At 48.8% G+C, this 12,535-nt stretch carries 13 protein-coding genes and 1 riboswitch; of the genes, 2 read left to right on the top strand and 11 right to left on the bottom strand.

What is annotated here, in order from left to right:
• Window position 1 precedes the first annotated feature (1 nt).
• The 7 genes from DW091_RS11100 to DW091_RS11070 form a co-directional block, all read right to left on the bottom strand.
• Window positions 2-1,036, bottom strand: coding sequence for an iron ABC transporter permease (locus tag DW091_RS11100; RefSeq protein WP_058695774.1), 1,035 nt, complete (start codon window positions 1,034-1,036; stop codon window positions 2-4).
• A gap of 71 nt (window positions 1,037-1,107) precedes the next feature.
• A complete protein-coding gene (locus DW091_RS11095) occupies window positions 1,108-2,058 on the bottom strand; it encodes an ABC transporter substrate-binding protein (RefSeq protein WP_096920144.1) in 951 nt (316 codons plus the stop codon).
• Window positions 2,059-2,161: 103 nt separating this feature from the next.
• Window positions 2,162-2,337: riboswitch (cobalamin riboswitch) on the bottom strand.
• A 33-nt stretch (window positions 2,338-2,370) separates the two neighbouring features.
• Window positions 2,371-3,153 carry a sugar phosphate isomerase/epimerase gene (locus DW091_RS11090; protein WP_118518166.1) on the bottom strand — a complete coding sequence of 261 codons (783 nt, stop codon included), beginning with the start codon at window positions 3,151-3,153 and terminating at the stop codon, window positions 2,371-2,373.
• Window positions 3,154-3,162: 9 nt separating this feature from the next.
• Window positions 3,163-4,197: an S-methyl-5-thioribose-1-phosphate isomerase gene (gene mtnA, locus DW091_RS11085; RefSeq protein ID WP_118518165.1), complete on the bottom strand. Its 1,035-nt coding sequence runs from the start codon at window positions 4,195-4,197 to the stop codon at window positions 3,163-3,165.
• A 342-nt stretch (window positions 4,198-4,539) separates the two neighbouring features.
• Window positions 4,540-5,292: an MTAP family purine nucleoside phosphorylase gene (locus DW091_RS11080; protein ID WP_058695778.1), complete on the bottom strand. Its 753-nt coding sequence runs from the start codon at window positions 5,290-5,292 to the stop codon at window positions 4,540-4,542.
• A 19-nt stretch (window positions 5,293-5,311) separates the two neighbouring features.
• Window positions 5,312-5,866: an isochorismatase family cysteine hydrolase gene (locus tag DW091_RS11075; protein WP_058695779.1), complete on the bottom strand. Its 555-nt coding sequence runs from the start codon at window positions 5,864-5,866 to the stop codon at window positions 5,312-5,314.
• Window positions 5,867-5,883: 17 nt separating this feature from the next.
• On the bottom strand, window positions 5,884-7,428 hold the full coding sequence (locus DW091_RS11070) for a DUF2284 domain-containing protein (RefSeq protein WP_158577873.1): 1,545 nt from the start codon (window positions 7,426-7,428) through the stop codon (window positions 5,884-5,886).
• A 321-nt stretch (window positions 7,429-7,749) separates the two neighbouring features.
• Between DW091_RS11070 and DW091_RS11065 the strand changes: the two genes are divergently transcribed.
• Together DW091_RS11065 and DW091_RS11060 are read left to right on the top strand one after the other, a co-directional pair.
• Window positions 7,750-8,442, top strand: a complete 693-nt coding sequence (locus DW091_RS11065) for a nitrogen-fixing protein NifU (RefSeq protein ID WP_013379082.1) — start codon at window positions 7,750-7,752, stop codon at window positions 8,440-8,442.
• Window positions 8,443-8,453: 11 nt separating this feature from the next.
• A complete protein-coding gene (locus DW091_RS11060; RefSeq protein WP_013379081.1) occupies window positions 8,454-9,452 on the top strand; it encodes a GGGtGRT protein in 999 nt (332 codons plus the stop codon).
• Window positions 9,453-9,614: 162 nt separating this feature from the next.
• Here DW091_RS11060 and DW091_RS11055 read toward each other — a convergent pair whose 3' ends face one another.
• From DW091_RS11055 to DW091_RS11040, 4 genes are all read right to left on the bottom strand, one after another.
• Window positions 9,615-9,917: a hypothetical protein gene (locus DW091_RS11055; RefSeq protein WP_073383078.1), complete on the bottom strand. Its 303-nt coding sequence runs from the start codon at window positions 9,915-9,917 to the stop codon at window positions 9,615-9,617.
• Window positions 9,918-10,132: 215 nt separating this feature from the next.
• The gene (locus DW091_RS11050; RefSeq protein ID WP_073383076.1) at window positions 10,133-10,906 is read right to left on the bottom strand and encodes a hypothetical protein; all 774 of its coding nucleotides are present in this window, start codon (window positions 10,904-10,906) and stop codon (window positions 10,133-10,135) included.
• Between the two features lie 82 nt (window positions 10,907-10,988).
• The gene (locus DW091_RS11045) at window positions 10,989-11,969 is read right to left on the bottom strand and encodes a GH25 family lysozyme (protein ID WP_224168785.1); all 981 of its coding nucleotides are present in this window, start codon (window positions 11,967-11,969) and stop codon (window positions 10,989-10,991) included.
• Window positions 11,969-12,424, bottom strand: a complete 456-nt coding sequence (locus tag DW091_RS11040; RefSeq protein ID WP_347561017.1) for a phage holin family protein — start codon at window positions 12,422-12,424, stop codon at window positions 11,969-11,971. The genes DW091_RS11045 and DW091_RS11040 overlap by 1 nt, the downstream gene beginning before the upstream one ends.
• Window positions 12,425-12,535 lie beyond the last annotated feature (111 nt).

Here is a 12,535-nt window from a genome sequence, read left to right as displayed (position 1 = left end):
ACTAACGGGTACCTCCTTTCTTCGATTTACGCAAAAGGTAAATAAAAAAGGGGCCGCCAAAAGCAGCGGTGATGATTCCCACCGGAATTTCCTGTGAGGAAACGGTCCGGGCCAGTGTATCGCAGATAATAAGGAAGGTTCCTCCAAACACCAGTGAAAAGGGCAGCAAAATCCGATGCTTCGGGCCGGACAAAATTCTTACAATGTGCGGCACCACCAGTCCGACAAAGCCGATAATCCCTGTCACGGAAACCACAGCCGCGGTAATCACAGATGAGACAATCAACACTTTTTTCTTCAGATGGTCGGTATTGACCCCAAGCTGTGTGGCCGCGTCCTCTCCGAGAAGCATGATATCCAGCTCCCGAACCGTTGTGAACAGGATCAGACAGCCGATGATCACGTAAGGTAAAACAGTAATTACCTGGTCCCATCCCTTACCGTTCAGACTCCCCATGGTCCAGAACATAATCTGATTCATGCTCTGAACATTGAAAATCATGAGCAGGGACATAAAAGCCGTCAGCGACTGGCTCACGGCAATCCCGCTCAGCAGCAGGGACGCAACCGGCACTTTTCTCCCGACCTTTGAAATGTTATACACTAAAAAGATCGCCAGAAAGGCGCCTACAAAGGCTAGAACAGCGGTCCCATTTAATCCCAGGAAACCTGCTGAAAAGTGCATGACAATTCCAATGGACGCGCCCAGCGCCGCACCGGAAGACACCCCCAGAATAAAAGGATCTGCCATGGGGTTCTTGAAAATCCCCTGATAGGCCGCGCCGCAGACTGCCAGCGCTCCGCCTGTCAGAAAGCCTAAAATGACTCTCGGCAGCCGTACATTCCAGATAATCGCAATATTACCGGCCGATATTCCCTCCATGTTAACAGGAAGGTGCAGCACCTCGTGCAGTAAAATCCTGTTAGCGTCGCCAAAGGGAATGGAGGTAATGCCTACGATGGTGCATAAATAAATTAAGATCAGGCACCCTACAATGGATAAGGGCATCGCGTATCTTTTCATCTTTGTTTTCATCCGACCTCTTCCTTAACCGTCTGTTTAAAACCTCCGCTGGGGGCAAAAGCCCCCCCTGCGGAGAAATCTTTCTACTTAAACTGATCCGGATAAACGGCTGTAGCCAGCAGCTCCAGCCCATCGACAATACGCGGTCCGGGGCGCTGGATCAGGTCGCTGTCCGGAGAGAGCATTTCGTAATAGACAATGGCGTCGTTCTTGACAGCATTGACCTGGTCAAAGCCCGGCACCTTTTTGATCTCGTCCGGTGTGGTAAAGAAGGACACATAGACGTCCGGGTTCTTTGCGATAATCTGTTCAACGCTCAGCTGCGGCCAGTCTGTGCCGGCGTCTGAGGCAATGTTTTTGGCGTTAATATCCTTAAGCATATTGCCCAGCAGGGAGTTATCTCCGGCGCTGTAATAACCGCCAATATCGATAAAGACTGATTTCTGCGGATTGGCTGCCGCCGCCTTTTCCTTAATCTCATCATATTTTTTCGTCATGCTGTCGGTGATTTCCTTGGCCTTATCATTGGCGTTAACCACCTTGCCAGTATTAATGATGGTGCTTTCCACCGCGTCCACAGACATTGGTGTGTAAGTAATAACCTTTGCGCCGGTGGCTTCAATCTGACTGCGGACATCATCGCTGATCAGATCACCCGCCAGAACGACATCCGGGGCCAGGGAAATAATCTTTTCCACATTGGGATTATTGTAATCGCCAATCGACGCTACCTGGGCAGCTTCCTCGGGATAATTGCAGTAATCGGTCCGTCCGACCACCTTGTCTCCCACACCCAGGGCAAACAGGATTTCGGTGTTTGCGGGTGACAGAGACACGATCTTTGCGGGTTCCTTTTCGATTTCCACATTATTGCCCAGATCATCGGTAATGGAGATTGGGTAAGCGGTTTCTCCAGTAACCGCGCCGGAAGCTTCTCCACCCTTCTGGCTATTCTGAGCACAGCCTGCCGCGCCAAACAACAGCGCCGCACAGGCCAGAGCCATCAGTAAACTTTTCAATACACTCTTCTTCATTGGTCCCTCCATAAATAAATTTAAAACTGCTTAAAACAAAGAAAACCGACCCCATGAGAGAGGCCGGATTATGATAATATACAATCCTCTACTTCCCTCCGAAGTGATTATATCGCTTTGCTTCAAGTGTCCTGACTCTTGCTTCCTTCTCCATCCTCCCTTCCCATCAGGATACGCCTGACAGTGGTCTATGAGGATCTTGTCTGCAATTACAGTAGCGGGGGCTGTAGCGGATTTCAACCGCTTTCCTCTAACAAAACAGCATCATTAAGTTGTTAATTGAAGTTTAGCACAAATCCCCGAATTGTGCAATTAGAAATTATTGTTCTCCAGATCAAGGCTGTTCCGAACTGCACGGCAGAACTCAAGGGGCTCTCGCTTTTTCCACGCATCGCTTGCGATAACCTCGTAGGAGATAAAATCCACGCCGGTGCTCAGGATCTCAGGCATGACCTCACAGAAGGGGATTTCACCCTCGCCCGGTATCCAGTGCCGGTCAATATGCAGGTCGTTGTCGGACAAATGCAGCGCCTTGATCCGGTCTTTGTAGGTTTTAAGAATCTTACCTCTGCCGCAAGGCAGCATATAGTCATGGGAGCTGTCATAACACATACCAAAATGATCGGCCTGGATGGCATCCAGCAGTCCCTTCAGCAAAAACTGCCGCGACACATTTTCAACGGCGATATCGACGCTGTACTTCTCCCCGGCCTCTGCCAGCTCTGAGAAAAAAGCCAGCCCATTTTCCCATTTATAGGGGCCAAGGTCCAGATCATTAGTGTGTACCACCACAGCTGGAATCTCGAAGGTACGGCAGTCCCGCACAAAGCTGACAAAGGTATCTAAAAGCGCTCTGGTCTGTGCAGGCTCCTTTTCCCAGATGTCGTTATAACCGATAAAGGGCGCGTGAATATTGGTGATTCCAAGCCCCTTGCTCCGCACAATGTCCGGAAATTTTTCTTTCTCCAGATAATAAGGCTCACACTCGTCCTCCCAGGAAATCATCACCTCGTCAAAACCGGCTTCTTTGATCACGTCAATGCGCTCCTCAAAAGGCATGAAGTAGCCAAACCACGAAAACATACTGTATTTCATCGGCTTCCTCTATTCACCCTGAAGCCTGGGTATGCTCAGGTCAAAGGGCGGATATACAACGCCCTTTTCTGTGATGATGGCTGTGACATTCTGATGCGGGGTCACGTCAAAGGCCGGGTTTTCCATGCGCACACCGTCCGGCGCGATCTGCTGTCCTTTGATATGGCTGATCTCTCTTGTGTCCCGTTCCTCAATGACAATATCATCGCCGGACCACATATTAAAATCAATGGTTGAGGTGGGCGCTGCCACATAGAAAGGAATGCCATGGGCTTTTGCCAGAATGGACACGCTGTAGGTTCCGATCTTATTGGCCACGTCGCCATTTCGGGCGATGCGGTCTGCTCCCACCACCACACAGTCGATTTTTCCCTGCTTCATCATCCAGCCGGCCATATTGTCTGTGATCAGTGTGACTGGAATGCCGTCTTTTTGAAGCTCATAGGCGGTGAGACGGGCCCCCTGCAGAAAGGGTCTTGTCTCATCGGCGTAGACGGATATCTCCTTGCCTGCCTCCCAGGCGGCACGCACAACGCCGAGGGCTGTCCCGTAATCCGCTGTGGCGAGGGCTCCTGCATTGCAGTGGGTCAGGATGGTATCCTTACGGTGGATCAGCTCTGCGCCGTAAGCGCCCATATCCCGGCACATCTTAATATCCTCTCTGCAAATGGCGTCTGCTTCGGTTTTCAGGAGCGCTGTGATCTCTGCCACTGTTTTTTCCGAGTTGTTTTTGATCACGCCCTCCATCCGGTCCACTGCCCAGAACAGGTTGACCGCCGTTGGCCGGGTGGCACGAAGCACGTGGCAGACAGTCTCCATTTCCTTTAAAAAGGTCTCCTTCGGTAGCTTTTCAAATTCCAGCGCGCCAAAATAAACGCCGTATCCGGCAGTCACTCCGATGGCCGGCGCCCCGCGGACAATCATATCCACAATGGCGGCGGCAATCTCGCGGTAGTCGGTGTAACTGTGCGTTACCTCCTCGGTTGGCAGCAGAGTCTGGTCAAGCATTTTTAAAGCGCCATTTTCATAATAAACAGGTTTCATCATTCTTCCTTTCTCGCTATCTGAAAAAGCCTCCCTTGGTTAAGAGAGGTCAGGACGTCGGCAAAGTCGGTCATGAGCTGCAAAGAGAAAGCTTGAAGCCCTTTGAGTTAAAAATTGAAAGTTGAAAGTGGAAAGTTATGGAACGTTTTCGCTGACGCAAAAACGACTAGAACAGCAGCCACAGGCCGCATTCAATCAAATCGGCCAACGGCTGATTTGCCCCTGAACTTTCAACTTTCCACTATCCACTTTCCACTTCAAAAGCCTCTTTTTAACGCTTTATCTCTTGCGGACATCCTTTGTCTGCCGTCTGGCCTTCCTTGGTTAAGGGAGGTATCTTTTTTATATGCGTTCAATCATCCTAAAAATCAGTTGTTTCACTCGGTCGTTGTTATCCTCGAGCACACGCACCACATCTTCGGCCTGCACAGGCTTGATATCCGGGCGGCCCTCCAGTCCGGCATCGTAATCTGTGATCAGGGCGATGTTGACAACCGGAATCCCCTTTTCCATGCACAGGTATCCTTCCGGATACTGGGTCATATTGACGACATCCGCTCCCATCATGGCAAACATGCGGCTTTCGGCACGGGTCGAGAACCGCGGGCCGTTGACCACGACAACAGTCCCGCCGTCATGGGTTTTAATCCCCAGCTTTCCGGCTTCCTCAAGGGCAATCTGACGAAGGCCGGGATCGTAAGGATCGGCTGAGCTCAGGTGAACCACATTGGGGGTCTCGTTAAAGGTATCCTTGCGGCCTGATGTCATGTTGATGAACTGGTCGGTGACTACAAAATCCCCCGGTTCGATTTCCGGACGCAGCGAGCCAACGCAGCAGGGTGAAATCAGCGCCCGGATTCCCAGCTGCGCAAAAGCGTCGATGTTGGCCCGGTAGTTGATTTCGGAGGGGTTCAGGGTATGATCTTTGCCGTGTCTTGGCATAAAGGCCACCTTTTTGTCGCCGACAGTCACCAGGCTGATGGCGTCGGAGGTTTTGCCGTAGGGTGTGTCCACCTCAATTTTTTTAACGTCCGGATACAGCTCATAGAGACCGGAACCGCCGATCACGCCGATGTCTGCTTTATAATATAACATTGCTTATCTCCTTGTTCCTTTATATTACTGTAAATCCCAGTGATGACTTGAAATGCTCCAGGGCCCATTTGTGGCCCTCCGCATTAAAGCTCGCCACACGGTTTTCGTGAACCGTGACCGCATAACCCAGATTATAGGCGCTGATGGCTGTGTGCAGCACACAAATGTCTGTGCACACACCGGCCAACTCCAGCTTCCTGATATGGTTCTGCCTGAGCAGAATATCCAGCGCTGTCCCGGCAAAGGCGGAATAGCGGAACTTATCCATGTAGAAAACCTGCCTGTTTTCAAGCGCCTGATAGCCCCGCAGCTTTTCAGCTGTCTTTCCATACACGGCTCTGCCCGGGCTTCCCAAAAGATTATGGGGTGGGAACAGCGCCGTCTCGGGGTGTGTCCCGTCGTTTTCCAGATGCAGGTCGTTCACCACAAAGACCATGCCGCCGCCCTCAAGGGTTTCGCCGACTGCGGCCGCCAGGTTCTCATCAATGGCCTGGGCGGGCGCGCCGGCGGTCAGCTTACCGTCAGGCGCGACAAAATCATAAGTATAATCGATCAGAATGAGTGCCTGATTCATGCTACCACTCCTTCAGCTTAATAATTTTTCTTCCAGCCGCCCTTTTTAAAGCCGTCGTCCTCGTCAAGATTCGTGGCTTTAAAGCCCAGCCATTTGTATTTGGAATCATCTTCCTCTTCAGTGGCTATAGGCTCTTGGGCCGCAGGCTGAGGCTCCGGTTCATTAAATACTGGCGTTTCCTCGGGGATAAAATCGTCTCCGACAACATCCTTGGCGATTTCGATGGCAGCGCTGAGCACATTGGCCACGCTGGAGGCGTCCAGAAGCTCAATTTCTTCCTCGACAGGCTCTGGAGCCGACGGTTCGGGTGCCGGGGCTGGTTCAGGCTGTAGCTTTGCCGCTGGCTGAACAGATTCCGTTTCGGGCACTGCGGCTGCCGGGGCTTCCGCGGCCTGCGGGGCGGGTTCTGCCACCGGGGGCTCCGATGCGGCTTCCGGTTCCGCCGCCGTGTTTTCTTCCGGTTTTTCTTCTATTTCATCTTCCTCAGGAACGTTAAATTTGGGAATCGGCCGCTTTTTTAATTCCTCTTCGGCTTCCTCGACACTCCGTTTAAAGCCAAGCCACTTGTATTTGGCGTCTTCCTCATCCTCAGAGGCGGACACCTCAGGCTGAGACGGTGTCTCTGGCGCAGCGGGTTCCGGTTCTGCAGCGGGTTCAGGCTCTGGGCTGGACGCGATCATTTCATCGACCAGCGCGGCGGTTTCTTCAGGTGCCAGGGGCGCTTCCTCTGGCTCTTCCTCCCGCCAGGGGCGCTCTTTGACATAGTCGCCGCTGTCTAAAGCTTCGCTTTTAAAGCCGATCCAGCTTTTTTGTGGCTTGTAGGCAGGATCCTCGGCCTTTTCCTGATTCTGCTTTTTCATATTGTCAAGCCAGCTTTCCTGGCGTTTAACACTTGGGCGCACTTCGTTCCGGGCTTCAGGTGCTGTGTCCGAAAAACGCAGCCAGCTCTTTTTAGCGTCTGGGAAATGGGCTTTGATGGCATCCATGGGAATCTTCTCATTGCTCATAAGCGCCATCACCGCGCACAGTTTTTCCGGCAGGTGGCCTTCCTTTGGCCAGAGCAGGAGCACACCGATTTCATACTTACAGATAGCGTCCACATCAAAGCCAAGGGACTCGAGCGAGAACCGCATGAGCTCCGGATGACGGCACTTCTGTCCTTTTGGCTTAGCGCAGCCTTCTCCTGAAATATCGCAGACATGGCAGTTGCCCGGCATTAAGGACAACGTGCCCGGAAATTCTGCCTCCAGATCCAGAAGATCCTTCCATGATTCAACCTTCATAGCCTGCATAATCTGTTTGCAGTATTCGGCCACAGGTTGAATACCGAAGATTTTCTGGCGGTCCTCCCGTGGAATTTCATACTCTCTGGCAATCAGGTACATATACTTAAATTCCTTTAAAAACAGAGCCTCGTCGAAGGCGTAGTCCGGGCAGGACCAGTATTTGTTGTAGTTGGGACAAGCCGCGCAGTAGCGGCGGGTTTTTCGCAGTTGATGATACTCTTCGAGCATTTTGTCCATTTCTACCGGACCGATGCTAAATTTGTGAATATAATCCATCCCATTACCTCTTTTCATCTATACAAAATTTCATCTCATCAGACACAATGTTCGGGTAAATTTTAGCAAATTTACATTTAGATTCATTGTACCTTACCTTTAAACGAACATCAACCCAACTTTTTGTCTATTACAGATAACTTTTCACAAAAAAAGTTCAATTTTCTAAGAATGGCTAAATTTTACTCTATTAGCCGTTTTCATTTTCTACACTTTTGTCCCAGCGGGACAAAAAATACGAAATGACAAAAAATTACCATATTTTTTTTGAGACGCCCATATTATAATAGCTGTAGGAAAAATTCGAAGGGAGTTTAGCGAATGGAATATTCTCATGAAGTAAATAGTATGTGCTGCGTAGCCAGCAATGCAAACCACGGCTGTGCCCCAATCCCTGAAGAAGGCAGATGGGTACAGGCAAAAGAAGTTAAAGACATTTCCGGTTTAACACATGGTGTAGGCTGGTGCGCCCCTCAGCAGGGTGCCTGTAAATTAACCTTAAATGTAAAGGACGGTATTATTCAGGAAGCTCTGATTGAAACCATCGGCTGCTCTGGTATGACGCACTCTGCCGCCATGGCATCTGAAATCCTGCCGGGTAAAACAATTCTTGAAGCCCTGAATACGGACCTTGTCTGCGACGCTATCAACACCGCTATGCGCGAACTGTTTTTACAGATCGTTTATGGCCGTACTCAGACTGCTTTCTCTGAAGATGGTCTGCCGGTCGGCGCTGGCCTTGAAGACTTGGGCAAAGGCCTCAGAAGCCAGGTTGGCACCATGTACGGTACACTGGCCAAAGGCCCGCGTTACCTTGAAATGGCAGAAGGCTATGTCACAAAAGTCGCTTTAAACGAAAAAGACGAAATCATCGGTTACGCTTTCGTACAGCTCGGCAAAATGATGGAAAACATCAAAAAGGGCATGGACCCGAAAGAAGCCATGGATGCGGCTTCCGGCCAGTATGGACAGTTCGATGGTGCTGCTAAGTACATCGATCCGAGAAACGAATAGGAGGTTCTGAGATGCCATTATTTGAAAGTTATGAAAGAAGAATCGACAAAATCAATGAAGTCTTAAAAGCAAACGGCATTGCCTCTTTAGAAGAAGCCAAAGCCATCTGCGATGAAAAAGGCATTGACGTTGCAGGTATCGTAAAGGGTATTCAGCCAATCTGTTTTGAAAATGCCTGCTGGGCTTATACACTCGGCGCTGCACTGGCCATCAAGCGCGGTGCGAAAACAGCGGCTGACGCGGCCGAAATTGTGGGAGAGGGCTTACAGGCTTTCTGTATTCCAGGCTCTGTTGCTGAACAGCGTAAGGTTGGTCTGGGCCACGGTAACCTGGGCGCCATGCTGCTGCGTGAAGAAACCGACTGCTTTGCTTTTCTGGCTGGCCACGAATCCTTCGCGGCTGCCGAAGGTGCTATCGGGATTGCCAGAAACGCCAACAAGGTTCGTAAAAAACCATTGCGCGTTATCTTAAACGGCCTGGGCAAAGACGCCGCCCTGATTATCGCCCGCATCAATGGTTTTACCTATGTAAAAACCGATTATGACTATGCGACAGGCACGCTGAACATCGTAGAAAAAACCGCTTACTCCGATGGCGAACGCGCCGCGGTTAACTGCTATGGTTCTAACGACGTTCAGGAAGGTGTTGCCATCATGCACCACGAAGGCGTGAATGTTTCCATCACTGGGAACTCTACCAACCCGACCCGTTTCCAGCATCCGGTTGCCGGCACTTATAAAAAAGAAGCCCTTGAACAGGGCAAAAAATACTTCTCAGTTGCTTCCGGCGGCGGTACAGGACGTACCCTCCACCCGGATAATATGGCCGCCGGCCCTGCTTCCTACGGTATGACCGATACCATGGGACGTATGCACTCTGACGCTCAGTTCGCCGGTTCCTCCTCCGTTCCAGCCCACGTAGAAATGATGGGCCTCATCGGCATGGGTAACAATCCAATGGTCGGCGCTACCGTATCGGTAGCCGTTGCCATCGAAGAAGCCATGAAATAATCCCAAAACAGCTAAACCACGTGTCTATGCGGGTTTCAACAATTTTAAGAATAAGTAAAAATAAGTAAAAATGACATGATAAGACACAAATAAGACACGCGCAAGACACACACTTAAGACACAAATTAAGCCGTCCTTTTTCGGGGCGGCTTTTGTAGTTTCTCAGTTTAAATATTTCAGCTCTTCAAGGACGCGCTGAGGCCCATCGGTTTCTCCGTACACCTGTGGATCGTGTATAATGACAGTCCAACTTTTTTCGGTATTATCGAAAAGTAGTTCTGTTTCTTTCCCCTGCGTTTTCACGAAATACCGCAGTCCCGGGGTTCCACACTTTACCATACCCTTCCGGATGCTTAAAATCTCCTCAATTATAAATACCTCTTTCTCGACATGAAAAGCACAAGGGATGTATTTCCCCTTAATCTTTACCAAATCGACCTTTGCATTGCCATATTTTCGCCGCATAGTATCACCTCATAAAGAACGTTTGTATTTATATTATAGAACTTTTGTTTTATTTTTGCAATAAAAAAATAAAACTCCCGATCCGAAGACCGAGAGCTCTAAAAAAGGAAAAGCTAGTTGGGGAGAATAATTTGTATTTTAAAAAGCAAGAGGTATGTGTGTTCGAGAATATTTATACCCAAAAATAAAATATTTAAATATTATACTAATATAAACTAATATTTAACTATCCCTTTCTCCTTCGACCAAAATCCTAAACTTTCCATTTCCATACCTACTTCACCCAATATTGCGTTTGATATAATCGCAAATTTATTGCTCGGTGATTCGACAACATCTTCTTTACCTCTTATTATATATTTAATGTTAACGCAGACAACATATACTCCTGGATTTGCCACTTTGAAGTTAATATGCATAAATTCAGCTCCATTTGGATCTATTCTAACCTCTTTCGTGCTTCTATAGATTTTCCCTTTATTTTCTTCGCATAAAATTCCTATATATGTCTTTTTATCAGCCAGTACATCTTCTTCCACACTATAATATACTGGATCAATATACCCTCCTTGGCACTTGCTTCTTAATGTACTAATAGATTCAATATCTTCGTATGATTTGACGCTAAAAGCGACCTCTTTTATCAACATTGCAGATGATTCTCTATTAAATATATTAAATGAAAGTTTATTGATTGTTCCTCCAGCAGAATTAAACCCATAACGAACGTCTCTTTCGCCGTTGACACTGCATAAGGAAGATGTATTTAAAAGTATTCTATCAATGACCGGCTTCTTTAGTGGCAATATTCTATAAGCTTGGCTGTCTACGAAAATATCCACCGTTTTTTCTCCCACCCATGTTAAAAGCGGCAGTAAAACTGGAGGTAAAAGTGCAAACTCAAGTTTTTGTATTGCAAATATACATGATAAACCTAGTGAGAATAATAAAATGAACATTTTGATTAATGCGCTTTTCGAATTGTCCATCAATAACCCCTTGTTTTATTAATAAAGCTATTATACCAAAAAACAAAAAAAGAGGCCAGCCTAAAAGACTGACCTTCTAATACTAATTAATTCTGATTGTATCCCCAGCATAAATCAAATCCGGGTTTTCAATCCCATTCAACGCAGCTAGATGTGCAACACTCGTACCAAACCTTCCAGCAATATCCGACAAAGTATCACCACTCTGGATCGTGTACGTCTGCCCGCTGCCAAATGCCACCCCATCAATTACGATCACATCGCCGGGATAGATCAGGTCTGGATCAGCGATACCGTTGATGGCTGCCAGATGCTGGTAGGTGGTTCCATATCGGTCCGCAATAGCAGACAGGGTATCTCCACTCTGTACAATATAGGTGCCCGTATTCTGAGCGTTCTCCTGTGCTTCTGGTGTCGGTGTAGGCTGTGGTTGTGGCGTTACACCCGTTCCACCACCCGCGTAGGCATCCCAAGCGGCGTGATCGCCGTAGAACACGTTCAAGTCTAACCGGTCACCCCACCCCGGCAGGTAACCGCCAGAAGTATATTGGAGCATCGCCGCACCAGCCCAATCACTGATCGGGTACATCGGCGCGTCCGGCCAGTAGCCATCACAGCTGTCTTTGCTGTAGTAAGCCACCCATAAGCCATAATCCCCAGCGACAACCGCGCTCCAATCCCACTCGTTGACCACAGAGCCAGACATGTAAATCATGGGCTTAATACCTGTTCTGGCCTGTACTCTGTCTAGAAACGCCTTGGCATAGCCGGGGCCGCAGTTGACGGCATCGGTTTCCCAGTCCAAAACCAGAATCGCTTCACCGATGTAGCCCTGGATATTATCAATAAAGAAATCCGCTTCGGCTACCCCGGAGCTGTTCCCGTCCGAGAAGTGGTACACGCCCAGCTTCTTTCCGGCCGCTTTGGCCTGCTGGTACGCCCGGTCACAGTCATCGTTGATGTAGTCAAGCCCCTGGGTTGCCTTAACGATCACAAAATCGGATGGCACCGATGCGGCGTCAATGCCTCTTTGCCATGCACTGATATCAATTCCGTTTAACATTATTCCTTACCTCCATTTTTATCTTCTGTTTCAGACTTCTTTTTTAAAATCTCAATGGCCTTTGTGATGGCTTCTGGAATCGGAACACCCATCAAGCCCATATTTTCCACAATGCTCAACATTTCATTCACGCAGTACGCGATTACCACCGCGTCCCGGACGAAGTTTGTGCCGATCATAATGTCTAACCGACACGCCACCAGGACCACTAAAAGGACCATTCCTTTTCTCAGCAGCCCCATAAAGGCCGCGTTTGATCCCAATGCGCCGCTGTCTGTTTTCGTGCTGTTCTTAAACACTCCGGCCACAATTAAGCCGGTAATGTAGTCCACACCCATAAAAATAAGCAATGTTATCAGCGCGGCGTCCCAACCACCAAAAAAGCCGGCAATGACACCGCCGACTGCTCCAATGCCCACAACGACCGGGCCTTTTGCTGTTATCATGTTTTCCATTGTTTTCCTCTACTTTCTGTTATGCTATCTTCACTATCTGTATATATGCTTCATAGGGATTGCCACTTTCTATATTACTTACCTGAACACTTGGTTCCAATTTAAAGCTTC

The organism is Eubacterium sp. AM05-23, assembly GCF_003477535.1.
GTDB classification, from domain to species: domain Bacteria; phylum Bacillota; class Clostridia; order Eubacteriales; family Eubacteriaceae; genus Eubacterium; species Eubacterium maltosivorans.
The sequence above is the reverse complement of the archived record's forward strand: the minus strand, read 5'-3'. Positions and strand labels throughout refer to the sequence as shown.

Bases quoted from the DNA above. Each gene is read 5' to 3' on its own strand.
- DW091_RS11100 (WP_058695774.1), bottom strand. From the start codon at position 1,036: ATGAAAACAAAGATGAAAAGATACGCGATGCCCTTATCCATTGTAGGG.
- DW091_RS11095 (WP_096920144.1), bottom strand. From the start codon at position 2,058: ATGAAGAAGAGTGTATTGAAAAGTTTACTGATGGCTCTGGCCTGTGCG.
- DW091_RS11040 (WP_347561017.1), bottom strand. From the start codon at position 12,424: ATGGAAAACATGATAACAGCAAAAGGCCCGGTCGTTGTGGGCATTGGA.
- DW091_RS11090 (WP_118518166.1), bottom strand. From the start codon at position 3,153: ATGAAATACAGTATGTTTTCGTGGTTTGGCTACTTCATGCCTTTTGAG.
- DW091_RS11060 (WP_013379081.1), top strand. From the start codon at position 8,454: ATGCCATTATTTGAAAGTTATGAAAGAAGAATCGACAAAATCAATGAA.
- mtnA (WP_118518165.1), bottom strand. From the start codon at position 4,197: ATGAAACCTGTTTATTATGAAAATGGCGCTTTAAAAATGCTTGACCAG.
- DW091_RS11045 (WP_224168785.1), bottom strand. From the start codon at position 11,969: ATGTTAAACGGAATTGATATCAGTGCATGGCAAAGAGGCATTGACGCC.
- DW091_RS11070 (WP_158577873.1), bottom strand. From the start codon at position 7,428: ATGGATTATATTCACAAATTTAGCATCGGTCCGGTAGAAATGGACAAA.
- DW091_RS11075 (WP_058695779.1), bottom strand. From the start codon at position 5,866: ATGAATCAGGCACTCATTCTGATCGATTATACTTATGATTTTGTCGCG.
- DW091_RS11080 (WP_058695778.1), bottom strand. From the start codon at position 5,292: ATGTTATATTATAAAGCAGACATCGGCGTGATCGGCGGTTCCGGTCTC.
- DW091_RS11065 (WP_013379082.1), top strand. From the start codon at position 7,750: ATGGAATATTCTCATGAAGTAAATAGTATGTGCTGCGTAGCCAGCAAT.
- DW091_RS11050 (WP_073383076.1), bottom strand. From the start codon at position 10,906: ATGGACAATTCGAAAAGCGCATTAATCAAAATGTTCATTTTATTATTC.
- DW091_RS11055 (WP_073383078.1), bottom strand. From the start codon at position 9,917: ATGCGGCGAAAATATGGCAATGCAAAGGTCGATTTGGTAAAGATTAAG.